Source organism: Bacillus sp. FJAT-29937, assembly GCF_001509555.1.
Classification (GTDB): Bacteria; Bacillota; Bacilli; order Bacillales; family Cytobacillaceae; genus Cytobacillus.
The window spans coordinates 61,580-85,711 of the sequence record NZ_LMAS01000004.1 but is presented as its reverse complement, the minus strand read 5'-3'; the positions used below and the strand labels follow the sequence as shown (position 1 = coordinate 85,711).

Below are 24,132 nucleotides of genomic sequence, written 5' to 3'. Positions count from 1 at the left end.
AGATATCAACTAATGAATAAACGTAGAGTTGTTGTTACGGGCATCGGTGCTGTAACACCGCTAGGGAATGAAGTAGAAACTACTTGGAAAAATATCCTTGCAGGTGTATCTGGTGTAGGGCCTCTAACGAGAGTTAATGCGGATGAATATCCGGTAAAGGTTGCTGCAGAAGTAAAGGATTTTAATGTCGAAAATTTCATGGAGAAAAAGGATGCTAGAAAAATGGACCGCTTTACACATTATGCGGTTGCAGCGGCTTTAATGGCAGTGAAGGATGCAAATTTATCGATCAATGAAGAAAATGCTGATCGTGTTGGTGTTTGGATTGGCTCGGGAATCGGCGGCATGGAGACATTCGAAAATCAGTTCGAAACTTTTCTAAATCGAGGGTATAGAAGGGTTAGCCCATTCTTCGTCCCAATGATGATACCTGATATGGCAACAGGGCAAGTGTCCATCACTCTTGGGGCTAAAGGATTTAATTCATGTACAGTTACAGCGTGTGCAACGGGTACAAACTCAATTGGCGATGCCTTTAAAGTCATTCAGCGCGGTGATGCAGACGCAATGGTAACAGGTGGAGCCGAAGCACCAATTACGAAAATGTCTGTAGCGGGATTTTGTGCAAACACTGCATTATCAACAAACCCTGATGCGAAAACAGCAAGCCGCCCATTTGATAAAAACCGTGATGGGTTTGTTATCGGCGAAGGTGCTGGAATCGTTGTTCTGGAGGAGCTTGAACATGCTCTTGCCAGAGGTGCAAACATCTACGCTGAAATAGTTGGGTATGGTGCTACTGGTGATGCATACCATATTACAGCGCCGGCGCCAGAAGGAGAAGGCGGAGCTCGAGCGATGAAAATGGCGATCAATGATGCAGGTTTAGCGCCAGAGGATATTGATTATATAAATGCCCATGGAACAAGCACGGATTACAATGATAAATATGAAACAATGGCAATTAAACAGGTATTTGGAGACCATGCATATAAATTGGCTGTAAGCTCAACTAAATCTATGACTGGTCACCTCCTTGGTGCAGCTGGCGGAATAGAAGCCATCTTTACAGTGTTAGCTCTGAAAGAAGGCGTATTACCGCCAACGATTAACTACGAAACACCAGATCCTGAATGTGATCTAGACTATGTTACAAATGAATCTAGAAAGCAAGAAATTAAAGCAGCAATCAGTAATTCATTAGGCTTTGGCGGCCATAACGCAACGATTGCATTTAAAAAATACGAATAATGATAAAAGAGGAAGGTCAAATCTGCGGATTTTGATCTTCTTCTTTTTTATTTAGAGAACAAAAGAAAATCCAATTCATAAACTAAATATTATCATGGGAAGGGCGGTGTTCACATAGTGGGGGTAATTCGTACGGACCTGTGGCTTGAAGAGGATTTCTATAACTATGAGAAAATATGTGCGAGGCTTGCGAAATCATTTTCTGATAACAGCCCTAATAAAATTTATAAATACTTAAGTCAATTTGGTATGTACAAACCGAATAGGCAAAGCTATGAAAATTTTACTGAACTAAAAAAGCGGAATTACTGGGAAAAAACTGAGGAGATTTTTCGAAAATACAAGAAAAAATGGAAGGGTTCAGATATTCCTATCTATATTTTTCCAATGGCATCCATAAATTCGTTATTTTCCAGGTCGAAAAAAGCAAAATCCGGTGTAGCCTTTAACGATAAAATATTCCTTTTTCTTTCACCATTTGAAAATGATCTGGAACTGGAGGCTTTATTCATACACGAGTATCATCATACATGCAGGCTAAACCATCAAAATAAAAAGATAGAGGATTCCACATTGATCGATTCTATCATATTAGAAGGGCTAGCAGAGCACGCAGTTAAAGAATACTGCGGGAAAGAATATGTAGCCCATTGGAGCGAAAATTATTCTAAGAAAGAAATTCTGTATTTTTGGGAAAGGTTTTTAAAACAGCAAATTACTACGAAGAGGTTGTCAAAATTGCATGATGATATTCTATATGGCAGGGGAACATATCCTAAAATGCTAGGGTATTCCGCTGGTTTTGTAATCGTTTCCATGTACAAAGAGGAAAAGGATTTAACATTGCAGCAATCATTTAGATTAGATTCAGAATCTTTCATTACTGGCCTTTTAAAAGAAAAAACAGCTGAATAAATGCCTGATTTAAGCTGGATCTAAACATGATTCAGCTTTTTATATTTTACTGGATATAAACAGTGCAATTTTTAATTTTTGAATTTTACATTAAATATATTGTGTATAAAAAATGGAATATTATAAAAAATTCTTGAATTCGTAATCTTTCTGTAATAATATACAATTAGGCACCCGAATAATTCCATTTAAGATAATATTTATAAAATATGTAAAAAAGGTATTTTTGAATATTAACTAAGGATGTTTGGAGGCTCTTTTCTATAAAGACAAGTTGCCCAAAATTATCGATTTTTGGACGGAGGGTATTATGACAGCATTACTGGAATTAAGAAACTTAAAAACTTACTTTATGAAAAAGAAAATAAATATTCCGGCTGTTGACGGTGTTGATTTAAAAATACATAAAGGTGAGACGGTTGCACTTGTAGGAGAATCAGGGTCAGGAAAGAGTATTACTTCCCTTTCAATTATGCGCCTAATCCCAAGTCCGCCCGGAAAAATTGTGGACGGCGAAATCCTTTTTGACGGAAAGGATTTAGCGAAGCTTTCCGAAAATGAAATGTGTAAAATCCGTGGGAATGACATCTCAATGATTTTCCAGGAGCCTATGACATCGTTGAATCCAGTTTTGACAATTGGGGAACAGATTATTGAGGTTTTGATGTACCATCAAAAAATGTCAAAAAGCATCGCGAGAAATCGAGCAATCGAAATGCTTGAACTCGTAGGATTTTCTCGTGCTAAAGCGCTCATTGATGAATATCCTCACCGGCTTTCAGGAGGCATGAGGCAGCGTGTCATGATTGCCATTGCCATGAGCTGTAATCCAAAGCTTCTTATTGCAGATGAGCCGACCACTGCTCTTGACGTAACAATCCAAGCTCAGATTCTAGATTTAATGAAAGACTTAAGCCAAAAATCAGAAACGTCTATCCTAGTCATTACCCATGATTTAGGTGTTGTTTCTGAAATTGCCGATCGTGTAGTTGTTATGTACTGTGGTCAAGTGGTAGAAGAAGCTAGTGTAGATGATCTATTTGATGAACCGCTGCACCCTTATACAATTGGATTAATGGGATCGATTCCCTCACTTGATGGAGATATAGATCGCCTTTATTCAATCGAAGGAACGGTTCCGCCACCAGAGCACTTTCCGAAAGGATGCCGTTTTGCACCCCGCTGTCCACATGCGTTTGATCGATGCCATAGTGAAGCACCTGAGTTAAAGCCAATTAAAGGCTCAAGATCGGTACGCTGCTTTTTACATGTGGAAAAGGAGGCTGCAGTATGAGTGCAACAAAACCTTTAATTAAAAAGGAGCAAGCATACACGAAAGATCCGGAATATATATTAGATGTTAGGGACTTAAGAAAGCATTTTCCTATTAAAGCGGGCTTTTTGCAGAGGACGGTAGGCTCTATTAAAGCTGTAGATGGATTAAGCTTTAATGTAAAAAGAGGAGAAACGATTGGAATTGTTGGTGAATCGGGCTGCGGAAAGTCAACTGCAGGAAGGACACTAATTCGACTGTATGAACCGACTAGCGGAGAGATTATCTTTAAGGGTCAGAATATTTCAAAAATGAATGAAGGAGATCTTCGCCGGACAATCAGAAAAGATATTCAGATGGTTTTTCAGGATCCATATGCGTCGCTGAATCCCAGGAAAACATTGAAATCTATTCTAAGTGAGCCAATGATTACTCATAATTTATACGGCGGGAAGGAAAGACAGGAGAAAATTCAAGATCTCCTTGATAAGGTAGGGCTTAATCCTCTGTTTATTAATCGATACCCGCATGAGTTTTCCGGAGGACAAAGACAAAGGATTGGCATTGCCAGGGCCCTTGCTGTAAGTCCTGATTTAGTCATTGCGGATGAGCCCGTGTCCGCACTCGATGTGTCCATTCAAGCGCAAATTATTAACTTAATGGAGGATTTGCAAGCTGAATTAGGATTAACATATGTGTTTATATCCCATGATCTAAGTGTCGTTCGTCACATTAGCGACAGGGTTGGAGTCATGTATTTAGGAAAAATCATGGAATTTGCGGGTAAAAAGGATTTGTATGACGATCCGCTTCATCCTTACACACAGGCACTTATGTCAGCCGTTCCAGTACCAAAGAAAAAAGGTGTACAGGCAAGGGAAAGAATTATTCTAAAAGGCGACTTGCCTAGTCCGGCAAATCCGCCCCAAGGCTGTGTTTTCCACACCCGCTGCCCAGCAGCAACGGAAATTTGCAGTCAGAAGGTACCTGATTATAAAGAGGTTAAACAGGACCACTTTGTAGCCTGCCATTTATATTAATTTCTGTTATTAAATGCTTGATAAACTCATTCTATGAGATTTATGCATTTAGTATATAAATCTTTGAAGGGGGGCGGTATGTTTACACTCGTTTCTCTGAAAAAGGATTTAAGATTTAAAAAATAAACCTAAGGGGGAAAATGAATGAAAAAGCCAGCGTGGTTACTAGTAAGCCTTATGCTAGTATTGTCTATGTTTTTAGCGGCATGTTCCGGCGGACAGCAGACAACCCAGCCAAAAGAAGAAACACCGGCAAAAGAAGAAACGCCTGCAAAAGAAGAACCGAAAAATGAAGGGCCCGTTACTGGTGGAGACCTAGTAGTAGGTTCAACAGGTGCACCAACAATGTTTAACCCTTTATATTCAAATGATGCATCTAGTTCGGATATTGAGGATATGATTTTTAGCAGTTTAACAGGTTCAGATATTGAACTTAATACAATTACACAAGGCAATCTTGCTGAGTCTTTAGAGGCTTCAGAAGATGGGAAAGAATTTACTGTAAAAATTGTGGAAAATGCAAAATTCCATGATGGTGAGCCATTGGATGCGGACGATGTTGTATTTACATACAGCATTCCATTAAGCCCAGATTATGATGGTGTTCGTAAATCTTATTTCGAAAACATCGAAAAAATTGAGAAAATCGATCAATATACAGTTAAATTCACTTTAAAGCAAGTAGATGCTCAATTCCCTGTAGTCAGTCTTGGATTCGGAATTCTTCCTGAGCATATCTTGAAGGATGTTCCGATTGCTGACCTTGGTGAGCATGAGTTTAACACGAAAAACCCAATCGGTTCAGGTCCATTCAAGTTTGAAGAGTGGAAAGACGGCGAGTATGTAAAAGTTGTAGCTAATGATGATTATTTTGATGGCCGTCCATATTTAGACTCTGTCACTTACAAGCTTGTTCCAGATGCAAACGCAATCCTAGCTCAGCTTCAAGCTGGAGATATCGATTATTATGCTGGTATAGCACAGCCTGACGTACCAACAGTTGAAAGCTTTGCTGATGCTTCTGGCCTTCGTTTAGAATCAGGCTTAGCTCTTTCTTACACTTATCTTGCGTTGAACCAGCGTGATGATAAGTTCAAGGACAAGGCAGTTCGCCAAGCTATTACACATGCAATTGACCGTAAAGCAATTGTTGAAAACGTAATGGCTGGATTAGGTGAAGTGGCTCACGTTCCAGAAAGTCCATTAAGCTGGGCATATAACCCAGATGTACCAAAGTTTGAATACGATGTAGAAAAAGCAAAACAAATGTTAGCAGATGCTGGCTGGACTCCTGGTGCTGACGGCATTCTAGAAAAAGACGGCAAGAAATTCTCGGTTGAAGTAAAAACGAACCAAGGAAACAAAGTTCGTGAAGATATCGTTGTTATTCTTCAGCAACAACTTAAAGAGGTTGGTATTGAAATTAAGCCTCAAATCGTTGAATTCAGTTCATTAATTGCTGATATCGACCCAGGTGTATGGAATTTCGAAGCAATCGTATTAGGCTGGAGCTTAGGTATTGATCCAGACCCAAGCGGTATCTTCCATACGAAAGAAATTGAACAAGGCCTTAACTTTACAGGCTACTCAAATCCAGAGCTAGATGTATTAATGGATGAGCAGCTGCAAGAGCTTGACAAAGATAAGCGTAAAGAAATGATTGGTAAGATTCAAGCTGGTCTTGCTGAAGATCAAGCATATACATTCCTATATTATCCGAAAGAATTCCGTGCACTTCCTGCAAATCTAGAAGGCTATGAATTCCATCCGAAAAACCAAATGTACAACATCCACAAATGGTGGTTAAAACAAGAATAGAGTCAAACTTATTTAAGAAGTAAGGGATTGGGAACCCTTCCCTTACTTCTTTTTAAATACCGAAAATTCTACTGGTTAAAAATAGCCATGTATTTGAATAAACTGAAATCCTTCGAAAGGGAGAATAGGCGATGATTTCATACATTTTTAGAAGAACTTTAATGGCTATTCCCTTATTATTCGGAATTACCATTTTATCATTTGCCATTATAAAAGCTGCACCAGGCGGACCTGTAGCAATGCTTATGGATCCAAAAATGAAGCCGTCAGATAAAGCAAAATTTGAAGAAAAATATGGTTTAAACGATCCTATTCATATTCAGTATGTTAAATGGCTAGGAAATATGGCAAAAGGGGATTTCGGAGAATCTTTAATTAAACGGGGAACCCCGGTTAGTGAACTTATTCTTAATAGACTTCCAAATACGCTATTATTAATGGTTGTTTCATTTGTAATTGCAGTGCTCATCGCGATCCCAATTGGCATATACTCGGCAATGCGACCCTATTCGCCGCTGGATTATTCGTTTACGGTTGGTTCTTTTCTCGGAGTTGCAACACCAAACTTCTGGCTGGGACTCATTTTAATTATGTTTTTTTCAGTTAAATTAGGGTGGTTCCCAACAGGGGGAGTAGCAACATTAAATCAGCCATTTAGTATATGGGACCGGATACACCATTTAATTCTTCCAGGCTTCGTTCTTGCAACAGCGGATTTAGCAGCATTGACACGTTATACAAGATCTTCCATGCTGGATGTCCTAAAGCAGGATTATATTCGTACAGCGATGTCGAAAGGGTTTAAAGAAAAGAAAGTGGTTATCAAGCATGGAGTTAGAAATGGGATGATACCAATCATTACCCTTTTCGGTTTAATGCTTCCATCATTTGTTGGCGGAGCGGCAATTACAGAGAAGGTTTTTGCTTGGCCAGGCCTAGGTCAATTATTTATTGACTCTGCGTTTCTTCGCGACTACCCAGTCATTATGGCGTTAACGGTTATTTCAGCGGTATTTGTTGTAATTGGAAATTTGCTAGCGGATATTTTGTACGCAATTTTCGATCCGCGCATCGAGTATTAAGGAGGGGTTTTTTTGTCACAAATAAATGTTGAAATTTCACAAGATGATTTAAAATTAAACCCCCATTTGAAAAGCAAGCCAGATACTCTAACCAAAATATTTTTCCGTAAATTTATGAAGAATAAGTTAGCTGTTATTGGAGCCATCGTGTTGTTTATAATTATCATGTCAGCCATATTGGCTCCAGTCATTGCACCATATAAATTTGAGGATATGAATTTATTGCACAAGCTAAAAGCGCCGGGTGCGGAATATTGGCTTGGAACCGATCGCTATGGACGTGATATTTTCACAAGGCTATTATATGGAGGACGGATTTCTTTACTAGTAGGCTTTGGTTCTGTTTTAGGGGCTCTAATAATCGGAGTTAGCGTTGGGGCTATTGCTGGTTATTTTGGCGGTATTATAGATGCAATGCTCATGAGATTAGTTGATATTGTCATTTCAATACCAAGTCTCTTTTTATTAATCACAGTCGTCTCTATTTTTAAGCCAAGTACGTTTAACTTAATTCTTGTTATTGCTTTAATAAGTTGGACAAGTACTGCAAGACTTGTGAGAGGGGAGTTTCTATCGTTAAGAACAAGGGAGTTTGTGCTTGCCTCGAAAACGATAGGGACTAAATCCTACAAAATTATTTTTAGTCACATATTGCCAAATGCGATGGGGCCAATTATTGTTTCTGCATCTCTATTAATTGGAAATGTCATTTTGACAGAAGCGGCTTTAAGTTATTTAGGTCTCGGTATTCAGCCTCCTACTCCTAGCTGGGGAAATATGCTTCAAGATGCACAAGATTTTACAGTTTTGAAAACAGCACCTTGGTATTCCTTTTTCCCGGGATTGCTCATATTGATTACTGTTCTATGCTTTAACTTTATCGGAGATGGACTTCGAGATGCGTTAGATCCAAAAACCCAAGATTAAAGATGAAAAGTCTCTGCCTGATTTTTACATAGGGGAGACTTTATTTTTTGTTTATTTATCGTTATTCTGATTGAAATATTTCCCTACCTCTTACTATTTTAGGAATAATTTTACTTCCCGCTGCCCATACTGAGTGACAAATAGCTTGTTGAAGCGGGGGGTAAAAGATGTTATATCTTCACGATGTTTGGGTGAACTGGTTTGAAGGAGAAGAAAATGGATACAATGTTTGCCACTTTCATGAATGGCGTAAAGATGATGGGGTAGAACTATTAGACCAAGTACCATTAATCAAAATTGATCCTGTTCTATTTAACTATATTGAAAATGATTTATCGGAATTGCCTCAACAACTGTTAGATGATATTTATCAAAAGGCGTATTTAAGGAAAAATCATGAGCGCGTCCAATTAGACTATTGCTTTGTTGTATCAGATGGGGAGGGAATATTAGCCGTTGATACGATCGGCTACAATATTCCTATTCGAAAAAGCAGGCTCATTCCTAGACAGGAACAACTAGCCTATGAAATGCTTTCTAATCATGATGTCATCCCATATTCATTTAATGATCAAAGGGCCTTAAAGAATTTTCATATTCTTTCTCCCTCACCTGAATTGATGGCAGGATTGACTAGAAAGGAAAGACAATTAAAGCAACTATTATTTATGGCGCTAGATCAGCTTTATTCTTCCAAAAACGTAGCAGAAGTCCGTTATTGGTATACGGAGTGGAGTCCAGAAAGCTATAAAGCTATTCAGCAAATGGCTTTTGAGGATGCTTGGCTTCAGTTATTTGAACAGAGTAAATATGGATGGACAAACAAGCATGAGCAATTCTGCGAGAATTTAATTAAAGGGCAGCCGTTTTTTGAGAAATTATGGGAAATGGAGCACGGTCCTAAAGTAAATTAGAAGGAAGCAAAAAAAATCTATCATCAATGTGATAGATTTTTTTTGCTTATAGAATTGTCTAGCTGCAGCGCCTACCCCCTCGAGGTCACAAGCCAATCCTCCCAGAAAGGCAAAGGACACCTTTCCGTGAGGCTCGTCTTGTGCTTGTCGGGGGTGAGCAAGGCGCTTCCGCATTTCTGATTATCTTCTTTTTCTTCCAAGTCCCATTGCATTTTCCATCTTTTTCAGCATTTTATTTGCAACAGCTGCAGCTTTTTCAGCACCTTGATCAAGAATGTCATCCAGCTCATTTGATTCCATAAGGGCATAGTATTTGTCTTGAATTGGTTTGATTTCATTGACAACTACTTCAGCTAAATCAGATTTGAAATCCCCGTACCCTTTTCCTTCATACATATTTTCAATTTCACTAATTTCTTTTCCAGAGAAAATCGAATAAATAGAAAGAAGATTAGATACACCAGGTTTATTTTCCTTATCAAATTTGACGATTCCTTCAGAATCGGTCACAGCGCTTTTTATTTTCTTTTCAATTTGCTTAATATCATCAAGAAGGGTAATAGATGCCTTCTTATTTGGATCGGATTTACTCATTTTTTTAGTTGGCTCTTGAAGTGACATAATGCGAGCGCCAACTTTAGGCATTCGTATTTCTGGAATAGTGAAAATCTCATTATATTTTTTATTAAATCGTTCAGCCAAATCACGAGTTAATTCGATATGCTGTTTTTGATCCTCGCCAACAGGAACGAGATCAGAGCTATATAGAAGAATATCTGCAACCATTAAAGGCGGATACGTTAATAATGCGGAAGGAACCGCATCTCTTCCAGCTGCTTTGTCTTTAAATTGTGTCATTCTTTCAAGCTCGCCAATATAGGAAATACATTGCATCATCCATCCGGCTTGTGCATGTGCAGGTACTTCGGATTGGATGAAAAGGGTAGCTTTTTCTGGGTCAATCCCAACGGCTACATAGAGTGCAGCTAAGCTTCGAATATTCTTCCTTAATTCCATTTTGTCTTGCGGGACTGTAATCGCATGCTGATCCACAATACAAAAATAACAATTATATTCATCTTGCAGTTCAACAAATTGCTTAAGGGCACCAATATAGTTCCCAAGTGTTATGGTACCGCTTGGCTGTATGCCAGAAAAGATCGTTTTCATTCAATTTCCTCCTTTAAATTTGGCTGAAAAAGAGTCAGTACAAAAGAGTAACGTTCGAAATAATATTTTGAAAAAATTTTCGGACAAAAAAAAGACCATTCATCCCTAATAGATAGGGACGAATGGTCCGCGTTGCCACCCTAATTACTCAATATGAGTCACTCTTTACTATGCTTAAAGCGCATAGAACCCTCTGTAACGTGAGGATACGTCATTCGTATAATTGAGGGGCTCAAAAGTCCATTCGATCTACATGGTTACCTGTTTACACCAGCCACAGGCTCTCTCGAAACCATAGTAAATGTACTACTCTTTCTCATTGCCGCTAACATTTATTTTATTACTCTTAAGAATATAACAAATGAAATAAATAATCAAGAATATAACATAATAAGTAAAATAGAAAACATTATATTCAGAAAATATTCAGAAAGTTCGTTTTTCTAAGAGAGAAAAAAATCGACATAATAACACAAAAAAATCATATTTTTTTAATTTTTTTATTGGTGTAAGAAATCCCGTGTTATAAGTATTTTCTGTAAAAATAAAATGCTAGATTGCTATAATCCTAATAAAACAACTTGCAATAATTTTTTTATGAATTTATAATTAATTTAGCAAGTGGAATCTTTACAAAATGATTACAATTATTACGAAGTGTTTACAGTATAAATGTGAGGTTTTTTATTATACTAAAAAAGTAAGTTTACCTACTAAAAATAAAGATGCTAAATTCCAGCTCTCTGATTAGTTGTCAGAATTTAGGGATAATCATTTTATTATAAGTACAAACTTACTTTTTTATTTGCTATCACAATGTCTGTTTATCAAACTCGATTTAATTTACAGACTTTTTTGGTAATCTACCCACGATGTACACTTGTATTTGGAATCAAAAGTAAAGAAAACGTTTGCAGAAAAAAATAGGGGGTTTCACACCGTGAAAAAAAGATTATCGATCTTTTTTAGTATGCTGTTAGTACTAAGTATGTTCCTTGCTGCTTGCGGAGGAAAAGATAATGCTGACAGTGGAGACAAAGGCGCAGATAAAGACGCAGCAAAGTCTGATGTGCCGCAAGAATTAAGAGTTAATATCAATACTGAACCACCATCTTTACACCCTGGACTTGCAAAGGATTCAACTTCTGGTACAGTTCTTCGCCAAACTCTTGAAGGCTTAACACGCATTGGGAAAGATGGCAAGCCAGAAAATGCAATGGCAGAAGATGTACAAGTATCTGATGACCAAAAAGTGTACACGTTTAAAATCCGTGACGCAAAATGGTCAAATGGAGATCCTGTCACTGCAAATGACTTCGAAGCTGCTTGGAAATGGGCTTTAGATCCAAACAATCAATCAGAATATGCGTACCAGCTTTATTACATTAAAGGTGGAGAAGCAGCTAACACTGCTGGCGGTTCACTTGATGAAGTAGGAGTTAAAGCTTTAGACGAGAAAACGCTTGAAGTTACTCTTGAAAACGCAACTCCATTCTTCTTAGAGTTAACAGCATTCTATACTTACCTTCCATTCAACAGCAAAATTGCCGAAGCAAACCCAAATTGGGCTAATGATGCTGGTGAAAACTATACAACTAACGGTCCTTTCGTAATGACTGAATGGGCTCATAGTGATAAAATTGTTCTTGAAAAGAGCGAAACTTATTGGGATGCAGATGCAGTAAAATTAACTAAGATTGAAATGATCATGATTAATGATCCAAATACAGAATTATCAATGTTCGATAATGGTGAGCTTGATTGGGCTGGTGCTCCAACAGGTGCGCTTCCAACTGATGCAATGCAAGCACTTAAAGACGAAGGCCGTTTAACAACACAATCAATCGCTGGTGTTTACAAGTACAAGTTCAATACTACAGTTGCACCATTTAACAATGTAAATATCCGTAAAGCTTTTGCTTTATCAATTAATCGTCAAGAACTAATTGACAACATCCTTCAAGGTGAGCAGCAGCCAGCTATGGCGCTTGTACCGCCATCAATGTTTAAAGAAAATGAAAAAGGCTATTTCAATGATAATGATGTTGAAAAAGCAAAAGAATATTTACAAAAAGGTTTAGAAGAAATGGGTCTTAAAGATGCTTCTGAGCTTCCTGCAGTAACGCTTTCTTACAATACTTCTGAAGCACATCAAAAGATTGCTCAAGCAATTCAAGATATGTGGAAGAACAATCTTGGTGTAGAAGTAAATCTTGATAACCAAGAGTGGGCTGTATACCTAGATAAAGTACATTCACTTGATTATCAAGTTGCTCGTATGGGCTGGTTAGGCGATTTCAACGATGCAATCAACTTCCTTGAAATGTTCCGTGACGCTAAAGGCGGAAACAACGATACTGGATGGGAAAACAAAGAATATCAAGAATTACTTGCAAAATCTGCAACTGAAGGAGATCCAGAAGTTCGTCAACAAATGTTAAAGGATGCAGAGGCTATCTTTATGGATGAAATGCCAATCGCACCAATTTACTACTACACGAACAACTGGGTTCAAGATCCAAAGTTAAAAGATGTTGTCGTATCTGGCTTAGGTGATGTACAGTATAAATGGGCTTATTTTGAATAAGAATAAGTAGTTAAACTAAAGGTATATGGGGTATCTCCCTGTATACCTTAGTTTTCTGTTTTGCTGCAGCGCCTGAAAATGGCGCTTCCGCTTTTCTAGATGACAAAAGTAAAAAATTGGAGGTGTTAGTCAATGGCTAAATATATTGGAAAGCGCTTACTGTATATGCTTGTTTCCTTATGGCTGATCGTAACAGCGACGTTTTTCTTCATGCGCATTGCACCCGGAAACCCATTTACATCTGAGAAGCAGCTGCCTCCCGAAATTGAAGCGAATTTAAATGCTCACTATGGTTTGGACAAACCTTGGTATGCTCAATACGGGGAATATTTACTAAGAGTTGCAAAATGGGATTTCGGCCCATCATTTAAGTATAAGAGCCAAACAGTAAACGATTTAATCAATGATGGATTCCCTGTTTCTTTCGTGCTTGGAATGGAAGCAATCTTTTTAGCAATTGCATTTGGGGTTCTATTAGGGATTATCGCTGCATTAAGGCATAATAAATGGCCAGATTACACGGCTATGGTCATTGCTGTTTTGGGGATCTCTGTTCCGTCCTTCATTATGGCTTCCGTTCTTCAATATGTATTTGCGATTAAACTGGGCTTATTCCCAGTCGCCCGCTGGGAAACCTTTATGCATACTGTTCTTCCAGCGATAGCATTAGGTTCGACACCAATGGCATTTATTGCACGGTTAACTCGTTCAAGTATGCTTGAAGTAATGAGCAATGATTATATTAAAACAGCAAAAGCAAAAGGTTTAAGCCAAGGAGTTATTACAGTAAGGCATGCAATTCGTAATGCACTTTTACCAGTTGTCACGTATTTGGGGCCTTTAACTGCTAGTATCTTAACAGGAAGCTTTGTTATCGAAAGAATTTTTGGTATTCCAGGTTTAGGTGCGCATTTCGTTACAAGTATTACAAACCGCGATTACACTGTTATTATGGGTGTAACAGTCTTCTATAGTGTATTGCTACTTGTATCTATTCTCCTTGTTGACATTGCATACGGATTCATCGACCCACGCATCAAACTTGCTGGCGGGAAGAAAGGAGAGTAAACAATGCAGATTTCGAAAGATAAATTTCAACTTGTCGGATCCCAATTAGAAAACGCTGAAAAAATTTCAAAGCCAAGTCTTTCATTTTGGAAAGATGTTTCCATCCGATTCCGAAAAAACAAGCTTGCTATGTTCGGGTTAGTTCTATTACTTTTACTAATCATTATGGCGGCTTTTGGACCACATATGACAGAATATGATTATCGTACAAATGATTTAGCAAATAAAAACCAACCTCCATCTTCAGAGCACTGGTTTGGTACAGATGATCTTGGTCGTGATGTATTCGTACGTACTTGGGAAGGTGCCAGAATTTCTATCTTTATTGGAGTTGCTGCTGCACTTATTGATTTATTCATCGGTGTAATTTGGGGTGGTATCGCTGGCTATAAAGGCGGACGCACAGATGAATTTATGATGCGTTTTGCTGATATCCTATATGGAGTTCCATACTTATTGCTAGTTATCCTATTAATGGTAGTACTAGGGCAAGGACTTGGGACAATGATTCTAGCAATGACCATTACCGGCTGGATCAATATGTCGCGTATTGTCCGTGGACAAGTATTGTCATTGAAAAGTCAAGAGTATGTCCTAGCCGCGAAAACACTTGGTGCAAACACGTCAAGAATTATGGGTCGACATTTAATACCAAACGCGATGGGACCAATTATGGTTACTATGACGTTAACTGTTCCATCTGCCATTTTCACTGAAGCGTTCTTAAGTTATATTGGCCTTGGCTTAACGCCGCCTCTAGCCAGCTGGGGAACAATGGCTAATGACGGTTTGCCAGCTTTACGCTATTATCCATGGCGTCTATTCTTCCCAGCTACGTTTATTTGTTTAACTATTTTTGCCTTTAATGTAATTGGGGACGGATTACGTGACGCACTTGACCCAAGACTTCGCAAATAAACTAGAAATGCCGGAGCTAGAAAAGGAGTGAGAAAATGGAAAAAATACTTGAAGTGAAAGATTTAGAAGTCTCGTTCCAAACATATGGAGGAAATGTGAAAGCGGTCCGCGGGGTTAGCTTTGACCTTTATAAAGGAGAGACACTCGCTATTGTTGGTGAATCAGGGTCCGGTAAAAGTGTTACCTCCCAGACAATTATGAAATTAATTCCGATGCCTCCAGGAAAAATTACTGGTGGACAGATTCTTTTCAACGGTGAAGACATTGTTCCAAAAACAGATAAAGAAATGGAAAAAATCCGCGGAAAAGAAATCAGTATGATTTTCCAGGATCCAATGACTTCCTTAAATCCAACAATGAAGATTGGCTATCAGATTATGGAAGGTCTCATTAAGCATCAAAATATGTCGAAGCAGGCTGCTAAAGCACGTGCTGTGGAACTGCTTAGTCTTGTTGGTATTCCAATGCCGGAAAAACGTGTCAACCAATATCCACACGAATTTTCGGGTGGGATGAGACAGCGTGCGATGATCGCTATTGCACTTGCTGCAAACCCGAAGCTATTAATTGCTGATGAGCCAACTACAGCTCTTGATGTAACAATTCAAGCACAAATTCTTGATTTAATGAAAGACTTACAGAACAAGATGGATACGTCTATTATCTTTATTACCCATGATCTTGGCGTTGTTGCAAACGTAGCAGATCGGGTAGCTGTTATGTATGCCGGACAAATTGTGGAGATGGGTACTGTTGATGAGATTTTCTATGACCCTCGCCATCCTTATACATGGGGGTTACTTGCGTCAATGCCGAGCTTGGACAATGATGATAAAGCAGATCTTGCTGCAATCCCAGGGACACCGCCAGACTTAACCAATCCTCCAAAAGGAGATGCTTTTGCAGCGAGAAATAAATATGCGCTTGCGATAGACTTTGAAGAGGAACCGCCAATGTATCAAATTTCTGAAACGCATTTCGCTAAAACATGGCTTCTTCATCCAGATGCACCAAAGGTAGAACCGCCTGCAGCAGTTCAAAAACGGATGCGCACATTATCCTCCACATTTAAACAACCAGTCTTAGTGAAGGAGGGTAACTAAACATGGCTGAAAAATTATTAGAAATAAAGAATTTAAAGCAGCATTTCAATGTTGGGAGACCAAACATGGTTAAAGCTGTCGATGGCATTACTTTTGATATTTTCAAAGGTGAAACATTAGGACTCGTTGGTGAATCAGGATGTGGAAAATCAACTACAGGCCGAACGATTATTCGCCTGTATGATGCTACTGATGGCCAGGTCCTCTTCAATGGGGAAGATGTACACGGCAGGAAATCAGCAAAAGAATTAAAGAAATTCAACCGAAAAATGCAAATGATATTCCAAGATCCTTACGCGTCACTTAACCCTCGTATGACCGTTGCAGATATCATTGCTGAAGGCATTGATATTCACGGATTAGCGAAAGGCAAAAAAGACCGGATGGAAAGGGTCTATAGCCTATTAGAAACGGTTGGTTTAAATAAAGAGCATGCTAACCGCTATCCTCATGAATTCTCTGGCGGTCAAAGACAGCGTATTGGTATTGCACGAGCATTAGCTGTTGAACCAGACTTTATTATCGCTGATGAGCCAATTTCTGCACTTGACGTTTCTATTCAAGCTCAAGTGGTTAACTTAATGAAAAAGCTGCAGCGTGAAAAAGGATTAACATACCTATTTATCGCTCATGATCTTTCAATGGTTAAATATATTAGTGATCGTATTGGTGTGATGTATTTTGGAAAGTTGGTTGAGCTTGCGAGTGCAGAGGATCTATATAATAGTCCTATCCACCCTTACACACAATCATTATTGTCAGCGATTCCGCTTCCAGATCCAGATACAGAGCGTACACGCAAACGTATTTCGTATGATCCGAAGGTCCATAACTATAGTGAAAACGAAAAGCTTGAAATGCGTGAAATTACACCGGGACATTTCGTGTATTGCTCAGAAAAAGAAGAAAAACAATACAAAGCACAATATGCTAAATGATAAAAACGATCTCTTGGATGAGATCGTTTTTCTTTTTAAGAAAAACTAATCCTTTCACGCTTTTCCGCTTTTCTTTAATAAAGAGCTCCTTTTTAAAAGTATACAACAAATTAATTAAAAATACTATTGAAAATTTTTAATTAATTTATATTTTAAAAAAACAAAAAGGGACTGAGTTTCAGTCCCTTTTCAGATCTATATATGAGTTTATTTCTTTTTTCCTCCAACTGCTTTCCAGCCCGTTTGGAATTTTGCACATTGATCAACGAATTCATTTTTATTTTTTCCGCCGAAGAACTTCTCGCCAATCCCATTCGTAATGACACCAAGTGTTGCAGTTAATCCAATTATTAGAAGTGCTACAATCGTTAAGTCAAATATGTATCCTGTCATTGTAAACCCCCCATTTCCCATTTTCACATATAAAAATTATGAACCGCAATCATCATATCCCCACACTCTTATTGTATTAGAAGTTGGGATGCAATAAAAGGGGAAAAAGAAATTATCTTACATTTAATATAAATAAATAATTTTTTCAATTCAACGAAGTTAATTGAGAATTAATGAGGGTTGGAAAGGTTTCACAATTTAAAAAAAGGGTAAGTAAAAGTTAAATAATAAAAAAGTCATTCTAATTACAGCGACCACTTAATGATTCGCGAATTGTGTATTTTATGTGGCGGGTAAAATAATAATTAATTTTATGAAACTTTTTTCATCTTCATTCGTCTTATATACTAGATTTGCAAAAAAAGTGATTTGTTTAATGAATATTGTAGACTTTAATCTAATTATAAAAAGTTATATCCAAACACGTATTCTTCGTGTATAATAATTAATATAAATTACTTTTTTAAAGTTATTGTAATTTAGGGATTAGCTATATGTTCATTATTAAACAAATAACCAATCAAATATTGATTATATGTCTAAATTTTAAGGGAGTGAAATTGTAAAATGGTTACATTATACACTTCACCAAGTTGTACTTCTTGCAGAAAAGCGAAATTATGGCTAGAAGAGCATGATATAGCTTATAAAGAAAGAAATATTTTTTCTGAACCGCTGTCAATTGATGAAATTAAAGCAATCCTTCGCATGACAGAGGATGGAACAGACGAAATTATTTCAACGAGATCGAAAATTTTTCAGAAATTAGATGTTAATTTAGAAGCGATGCCTCTTCAAGATTTATTTGAATTAATCAAAAAGAATCCTGGGCTGCTTCGCCGCCCGATTATTATTGATGAAAAGAGACTGCAAGTTGGATATAACGAAGATGAAATCAGACGCTTTCTTCCTAGAAAAGTCCGTACATTCCAGCTTCGTGAAGCACAGCGCTTAGTAAATTAATAGGACAGGGCCTTCTTTCTAATGAAGAGGGTCCTTTTAATATATTTTTAGATAAGCAATAAGTTTGTGAAAGCAAAAGAATTTTGCTAAAATGTGAAGACAATTTGTTTTACCCAAATGAAGCAAATAATAAAGTATTGGGTGTTTAATGGTTTTTAAAAAGTTGTGACATTTTAATTCCCTTTATATCCTTTTTATCATAAAATACAAGTACAAGGTGCAATATCCTACTCCGGAAGGGAGAGTTGCAAAATGGAAATTGAAAGAATAAATGATCATACAGTGAAGTTTTATATTTCTTATGGTGATATAGAAGAAAGAGGCTTTGAGCGTGATGAAATTTGGTATAACCGCGAACGCAGCGAAGAACTTTTTTGGGAAATGATGGAGGAAGTCCATGAAGATGAAGAGTTCTCTGTGGAAGGTCCATTATGGATTCAAGTTCAGGCATTAGATAAAGGGTTAGAAATTCTTGTTACAAAGGCACAGCTTTCAAAGGATGGCCAAAAATTTGAATTGCCCGTACCAGATGAAAAATTAAAGGATATTCCTGTTGATGAGCGAATTGAAGATCTGCTTGATCAGCATTTTAATCCAAATTCGGATGAGGAATTAGAATATGAGGAAAATCTTGATTTTCTATTGAGTTTTAAAGACTTTGAGGATATTATTTCACTATCTAAGCAGCATGGTCTTGATTCCATTCCAACAAAATTATATTCCTTTGAGGGAAGATACTTTTTATTCGTTGAATTTCCTGAGGACATCTTCAGTGAAGAGGATGTTGACAATATGCTTTCGATTTTATTGGAGTATGGCATCGAAACTCAAATTACCATTCATCGCGTTGAGGAATATGGAAAACTAATCATCGCTGAGGATGTATTTGAACAATTAAGATTGTATTTTAAATAGAAAATCCGATTTCAGTTTTGAAATCGGTTTTTTTTATGGCAACTGGCAGGTGAGAAGGTGAAGAACACAGTTAGAATTATCTTATTTCTAGGAATAATGGTCGGTCTTGTTTATCTGTATGATCATTATGTCATGCAAACAGGCGGCTATTTAGGCTATATCAGTATTTTGATGTCGTTTTCAGTGATATTTATTGCTTTTATTATATTTTTAGAAAATCGGCATCCTGCTCAAACATTGACGTGGCTCGTTGTTTTAGGAAGTTTTCCGCTAGTCGGGTTTATTTTCTATGTTTTATTTGGGCGAAATTATAAGAAAGAAAAAACGTTTAGACAGAAATACATTCTCGATAAACAAGCTTTTATAAGGGTGGAAGGTGAGAATGATCCTTCAAATGAGGACAAAATGAGACAGTTGGGGGATCATCAGAGAAAATTGTATCATTTGGCACAAAAATTAGGACATAGTCCAATATCCTTTGCCACACAAACAAAGGTACTAACGAATGGGGAAGAAACCTTTCAGCATATTTTAGATGCATTAAAAGTAGCGACTCACCATATTCATTTAGAATATTATATTGTACGTCATGATGAAATTGGTCAGGAAATAAAAAATCTCCTTATACAAAAGGCTCATGAAGGAGTTAAAGTCCGTTTTCTCTATGATGCCGTTGGTTCATGGAGATTATCAAAGAAATATATAGAGGAATTAAAGAGAGCAGGCATCGAAATCGTGCCCTTCGGACCTGTTAGACTTCCATTTCTCAGCAGCAAAATAAATTTCCGCAACCACCGTAAAATTATCGTTATTGATGGAAGTATTGGATTTGTTGGCGGATTAAATATAGGTGATGAATATTTAGGAAGAGATGAGAGCTTTGGTTTTTGGCGCGATACTCATTTATTTATGAGGGGAGAGGCTGTGAGAAGCCTGCAAATGATTTTCCTTCAAGATTGGTATTATATGACAAATGAAAGCATCCATTCACCGGAGTATTTATCTCCTGATTTGGAGGAAAGTATTCACGGAGGCGTACATCTAATTGCTGGAGGCCCTGATAATGAGTGGAGCGTTATAAAAAATATCTTTTTCTCCATGATTACATCAGCTGAAAAATCAGTATGGATTGCTTCGCCATATTTTATTCCGGATGAAGATATATTTTCTGCACTGAAAATTGCGGCCCTAAGCGGAATTGACGTAAGACTTCTTGTCCCGAAGAATCCTGATAAAAGAATTGTTTTCTATGCGTCACGTTCTTATTTTCCAGAATTGCTAGAGGCGGGTGTAAGGATCTTTGAATATGAGAATGGCTTTATGCATAGCAAAATAGTCATCGTTGACGAAGAACTGGCGTCCATCGGGACAGCTAATATGGATATGAGAAGTTTTCATTTGAATTTCGAGGTAAATGCCTTTTTATATCGAACTAGAAGTACTGACAAGCTTGTTAAAGAATACCTAAATGATATCCAATACTCTAGTGAGATTGATTTAGATAAATTCAAAAAAAGGAAGATAGGGTACCGTATCATTGAATCAACTTCAAGACTGTTATCCCCATTTCTATAAAGGAGCTGCGCCTTAAAGGTCAGCTCCTTTATTTTTTATGAAATTTAAAGGTAAATGAAGTAATTTGTCGAATAGTATCCGTAAAAGAAAGGAGATGATCTTTTGCTAGTTTCAAAAACAAAGCAAGGAGAATGGTTTAGTTTAGCAAATAATCAAAGTCATGAAATGCTTAGAGAGTTAAGAAAAACTGAAAGCTTCTATTGCCCAGAGTGCGACGAGCGGGTCCTATTAAAAGTCGGCAAGATAAAAATTCCTCATTTTGCCCATGAAAAAGGAGCAGTCTGTTCAGAGAAGTACGAAAGAGAATCCGAATACCATTTAAAGGGGAAGCTTTCCTTATATAAATGGCTTCAACAGCAGGGGCTGTCTCCTCAGCTAGAGCCATATTATAAAGAAATTGCCCAAAGGCCTGATATTGGATATACGTATAATGGTCTTTCATACGCATTAGAGTATCAATGCTCTACGATCCCAGAGGAACTGTTCGTGAAAAGAACTGAAAGCTATTATTATGCTAATATTACTCCTATATGGATCATAGGAGGCAAAAATATTAAACGGAAAAGTCAAAATCTAGCTGCACTTTCGAGATTTGATTATCTTTTCCTAACACAAAGCTCATCCGGAACTTGGTTTCTGCCCGCCTATTGTCCAGTTACAAATAACCTCATTCTTATTCACCACATCATGCCCATTTCAGTTAAACATTCCTTAGCACAATTTTCTATCACGACTTTAAGCAATTTAACGATATCAAATCTATTAAATCCAGGGAGCAGGCACTCAAATCGATTAGATGATTGGATTAAAGAAATTAGAAAGGCAAAAAACATTACGATTCCTCTATATGGGTCCGTCCACAATAAATTCCTCCAAGAACTTTATACTCATTCCCTTACACCTTCACTGCTTCCGCCTGAAATCGGCTTACCAGTTCCACATCTGCATTTTATTGAAACTCCAGCAATTGAATGGCAAAGCTACTTATTTATGGATGTCCTAAAACAATATAAATTGATTTCGATGGGGCAAATTTTGCATTCTTTTAAAAGGAGAGTACGAAATCGCGATATAAAAATTAGACAGTTTCCCCAAGCCCGAGAAGGAAGCGCACTTGTAGCTGTGAAGGAATATATCGATTTACTTGTCCAAATAAAAACACTCAAGCCCGCAGGTCAAAATTCATTTAAGATGGTTAAGCCAATTATCGTAGATGAAACAATAGGAAACCAGTATGAAAGTGAGAAAATTTTTTATCAATCATATAAGGGAATTATTAGTAAGAGTTTAAGCTGGGTATGATAAAAATATCGATTCAGAAATACACTGTACATAGAAGGGATTTCATACATGTAAAGCGAAATATTAATTTGCACCCTTTTTCGGTACACGAAATATTGAATGGAGGATGGAAAATGTCGAGTGAAACGGCTGTAAAAAAACTTCCTGCGAGAAGTGAAATCAATGTTGAGGACACTTGGAAGCTAGAGGATATTTTCTCTAATGATGAAGCATGGGATAAGGAATTCAATGATGTAAAAGCACTTATACCTGGAGCAAGCAAGTATCAAGGGAAGTTGGGGGAAAGTGCTAATTTATTATATGAGGCATTACAATATCAAGATCATTTACTTGAGCGTCTTGGCAAGCTCTATACATATGCTCATATGAGGTATGATCAGGATACAACAAATTCTCATTATCAGGGGATGGATGACCGAATAAAAAATTTATATTCACAGGCTGCGAGCAGTCTCGCCTATATTGTACCTGAAATTCTTGCCGTTGATGAGGAGAAGATTAATGGTTTCTTAGAGGAGAAGGAAGAACTCCAGCTTTATAGGCAATCGTTGGACGAAGTTAATTTACAGCGCCCTCATGTGCTGTCTGCTGAACAGGAGGCATTGCTTGCACAAGCTTCAGAAGTGTTTTCTGCTTCCAGCAATACATTTGGGATGCTTAATAACGCTGATTTAGAATTCCCTTCTATTAAGGACGAAAATGGGGAAGAGGTTGAGGTAACGCATGGCCGTTACAGCAGATTCCTTGAAAGTGAAGATCAAAGGGTAAGGCATGATGCATTTAAAGCTGTTTATGATACGTATGGGAAATTTCGCAATACGTTTGCAAGCACATTAAGCGGAAATGTTAAAATGAATAATTTCAATGCGAGGATTAGAAACTACAGCTCGGCTCGCCATTCAGCATTAGCTGCTAATAATATTCCAGAATCAGTTTACGATAATCTTGTTCAAACAGTTAATGACAATCTGCATTTGCTGCAGCGCTATGTAAAGCTTCGTAAAAAGGTTCTTGCTGTCAATGAGCTTCATATGTATGATCTGTACACACCCCTTGTTAAAGACATCAAAATGGAGGTTAAGTATGATGAGGCTAAAGATCTGATCCTTAAAGGTTTAGCCCCTCTTGGCGATGATTATATAAACGTGTTGAAAGAAGGCTTTGAAAATCGCTGGGTTGATATTTACGAGAATAAAGGAAAGCGCAGCGGGGCTTATTCATCTGGTTCATATGGGACCCATCCATATATACTAATGAACTGGCAGGATAATATAAATAATTTGTTTACACTGGCACATGAATTTGGCCACTCTGTTCATAGTTATTACACGAGAAAAACTCAAAAATATCCATATGGCAATTATTCAATCTTCGTTGCAGAGGTTGCTTCAACATGCAATGAAGCGCTATTAAACGATTATTTATTAAAGACAGTGGACGATGATAAGAAGAGAATTTATTTATTAAATCATTATTTAGAAGGCTTTAGAGGCACCGTATTCCGTCAAACGATGTTTGCAGAGTTTGAGCATCTAATTTATCAAAAGGCGCAGAATAATGAAGCTCTAACGGCTGAGGCGCTGACAAATGATTACTATGAGCTGAATAAGAAATATTTTGGTGAGGAAAATCTAATCATCGACGAGGAAATTGGATTAGAATGGTCCCGGATTCCTCATTTCTATTACAATTATTATGTTTATCAATATGCGACCGGCTTTAGTGCAGCTACCGCATTAAGCAAGCAAATCTTAGATGAGGGACAGCCTGCAGTAAATCGATACATTGACTTCTTAAAGGCTGGAAGCTCCGATTACCCAATAGAGGTGCTGAAGAAAGCTGGAGTGGATATGACTAGCTCTAAACCAGTCGAGGACGCTTGTAAAGTATTTGAAGAAAAGCTCAATGAAATGGAAAAATTATTAGGGTAAATAGAAATGCGGAAGCGCCTTCGGAACAATAAAGGACAATTGTTCCTGC

General features: G+C 37.6%; 20 protein-coding genes and 1 other annotated feature. Of the genes, 18 read left to right on the top strand and 2 right to left on the bottom strand.

Features of this window, described 5'->3' with window-relative positions:
• Positions 1-12 precede the first annotated feature (12 nt).
• From fabF to AR328_RS10530, 8 genes are all read left to right on the top strand, one after another.
• On the top strand, positions 13-1,251 hold the full coding sequence (gene fabF / locus AR328_RS10565; protein WP_066294934.1) for a beta-ketoacyl-ACP synthase II: 1,239 nt from the start codon (positions 13-15) through the stop codon (positions 1,249-1,251).
• A 117-nt stretch (positions 1,252-1,368) separates the two neighbouring features.
• A complete protein-coding gene (locus AR328_RS10560) occupies positions 1,369-2,166 on the top strand; it encodes a DUF2268 domain-containing protein (RefSeq protein ID WP_231734802.1) in 798 nt (265 codons plus the stop codon).
• A 310-nt stretch (positions 2,167-2,476) separates the two neighbouring features.
• Positions 2,477-3,460: an ABC transporter ATP-binding protein gene (locus AR328_RS10555; RefSeq protein ID WP_066294932.1), complete on the top strand. Its 984-nt coding sequence runs from the start codon at positions 2,477-2,479 to the stop codon at positions 3,458-3,460.
• Positions 3,457-4,479, top strand: a complete 1,023-nt coding sequence (locus tag AR328_RS10550; protein WP_066294931.1) for an ABC transporter ATP-binding protein — start codon at positions 3,457-3,459, stop codon at positions 4,477-4,479. The genes AR328_RS10555 and AR328_RS10550 overlap by 4 nt, the downstream gene beginning before the upstream one ends.
• A 144-nt stretch (positions 4,480-4,623) precedes the next feature.
• Positions 4,624-6,297 carry a peptide-binding protein gene (locus AR328_RS10545; protein WP_066294927.1) on the top strand — a complete coding sequence of 558 codons (1,674 nt, stop codon included), beginning with the start codon at positions 4,624-4,626 and terminating at the stop codon, positions 6,295-6,297.
• Between the two features lie 131 nt (positions 6,298-6,428).
• The gene (locus AR328_RS10540) at positions 6,429-7,379 is read left to right on the top strand and encodes an ABC transporter permease (RefSeq protein WP_066294926.1); all 951 of its coding nucleotides are present in this window, start codon (positions 6,429-6,431) and stop codon (positions 7,377-7,379) included.
• Positions 7,380-7,400: 21 nt separating this feature from the next.
• On the top strand, positions 7,401-8,306 hold the full coding sequence (gene opp4C, locus AR328_RS10535; protein WP_231734812.1) for an oligopeptide ABC transporter permease: 906 nt from the start codon (positions 7,401-7,403) through the stop codon (positions 8,304-8,306).
• A gap of 167 nt (positions 8,307-8,473) precedes the next feature.
• Positions 8,474-9,220: a YjbA family protein gene (locus AR328_RS10530; RefSeq protein WP_066294919.1), complete on the top strand. Its 747-nt coding sequence runs from the start codon at positions 8,474-8,476 to the stop codon at positions 9,218-9,220.
• A 180-nt stretch (positions 9,221-9,400) separates the two neighbouring features.
• Here AR328_RS10530 and trpS read toward each other — a convergent pair whose 3' ends face one another.
• The gene (gene trpS / locus AR328_RS10525) at positions 9,401-10,390 is read right to left on the bottom strand and encodes a tryptophan--tRNA ligase (protein WP_066294918.1); all 990 of its coding nucleotides are present in this window, start codon (positions 10,388-10,390) and stop codon (positions 9,401-9,403) included.
• A gap of 111 nt (positions 10,391-10,501) precedes the next feature.
• Positions 10,502-10,719: a binding site (T-box leader), on the bottom strand.
• Positions 10,720-11,330: 611 nt separating this feature from the next.
• Here trpS and AR328_RS10520 point away from each other — a divergent pair.
• The 5 genes from AR328_RS10520 to AR328_RS10500 all read left to right on the top strand — a co-directional run bounded on the left by AR328_RS10520 (position 11,331) and on the right by AR328_RS10500 (position 17,004).
• Positions 11,331-12,977, top strand: coding sequence for a peptide ABC transporter substrate-binding protein (locus AR328_RS10520; RefSeq protein WP_066294916.1), 1,647 nt, complete (start codon positions 11,331-11,333; stop codon positions 12,975-12,977).
• Positions 12,978-13,109: 132 nt separating this feature from the next.
• Entirely contained in the window at positions 13,110-14,045 is a 936-nt protein-coding gene (locus AR328_RS10515; RefSeq protein ID WP_066294911.1) for an ABC transporter permease, read from the top strand.
• 3 nt (positions 14,046-14,048) lie between these two features.
• Complete coding sequence (locus AR328_RS10510; RefSeq protein WP_066294909.1) at positions 14,049-14,963, top strand: ABC transporter permease; 915 nt, start codon at positions 14,049-14,051, stop codon at positions 14,961-14,963.
• Positions 14,964-14,998: 35 nt separating this feature from the next.
• A complete protein-coding gene (locus tag AR328_RS10505) occupies positions 14,999-16,066 on the top strand; it encodes an ABC transporter ATP-binding protein (protein WP_066294906.1) in 1,068 nt (355 codons plus the stop codon).
• Between the two features lie 2 nt (positions 16,067-16,068).
• On the top strand, positions 16,069-17,004 hold the full coding sequence (locus AR328_RS10500) for an ABC transporter ATP-binding protein (protein WP_066294904.1): 936 nt from the start codon (positions 16,069-16,071) through the stop codon (positions 17,002-17,004).
• 207 nt (positions 17,005-17,211) lie between these two features.
• On the opposite strand, the gene AR328_RS10495 is transcribed toward AR328_RS10500, so the two are convergent.
• Positions 17,212-17,397, bottom strand: a complete 186-nt coding sequence (locus tag AR328_RS10495; protein WP_066294902.1) for a hypothetical protein — start codon at positions 17,395-17,397, stop codon at positions 17,212-17,214.
• 567 nt (positions 17,398-17,964) lie between these two features.
• On the opposite strand from AR328_RS10495, the gene spxA reads away from it, so the two are divergent.
• The 5 genes from spxA to pepF all read left to right on the top strand — a co-directional run bounded on the left by spxA (position 17,965) and on the right by pepF (position 24,083).
• Positions 17,965-18,360: a transcriptional regulator SpxA gene (spxA, locus tag AR328_RS10490; RefSeq protein WP_066294900.1), complete on the top strand. Its 396-nt coding sequence runs from the start codon at positions 17,965-17,967 to the stop codon at positions 18,358-18,360.
• 252 nt (positions 18,361-18,612) lie between these two features.
• The gene (gene mecA / locus AR328_RS10485) at positions 18,613-19,275 is read left to right on the top strand and encodes an adaptor protein MecA (protein ID WP_066294898.1); all 663 of its coding nucleotides are present in this window, start codon (positions 18,613-18,615) and stop codon (positions 19,273-19,275) included.
• Positions 19,276-19,332: 57 nt separating this feature from the next.
• A complete protein-coding gene (gene cls / locus AR328_RS10480; protein ID WP_066294897.1) occupies positions 19,333-20,850 on the top strand; it encodes a cardiolipin synthase in 1,518 nt (505 codons plus the stop codon).
• Positions 20,851-20,952: 102 nt separating this feature from the next.
• On the top strand, positions 20,953-22,152 hold the full coding sequence (locus tag AR328_RS10475; RefSeq protein ID WP_066294894.1) for a competence protein CoiA: 1,200 nt from the start codon (positions 20,953-20,955) through the stop codon (positions 22,150-22,152).
• A gap of 113 nt (positions 22,153-22,265) precedes the next feature.
• On the top strand, positions 22,266-24,083 hold the full coding sequence (gene pepF / locus AR328_RS10470) for an oligoendopeptidase F (RefSeq protein ID WP_066294893.1): 1,818 nt from the start codon (positions 22,266-22,268) through the stop codon (positions 24,081-24,083).
• Positions 24,084-24,132: the final 49 nt, after the last annotated feature.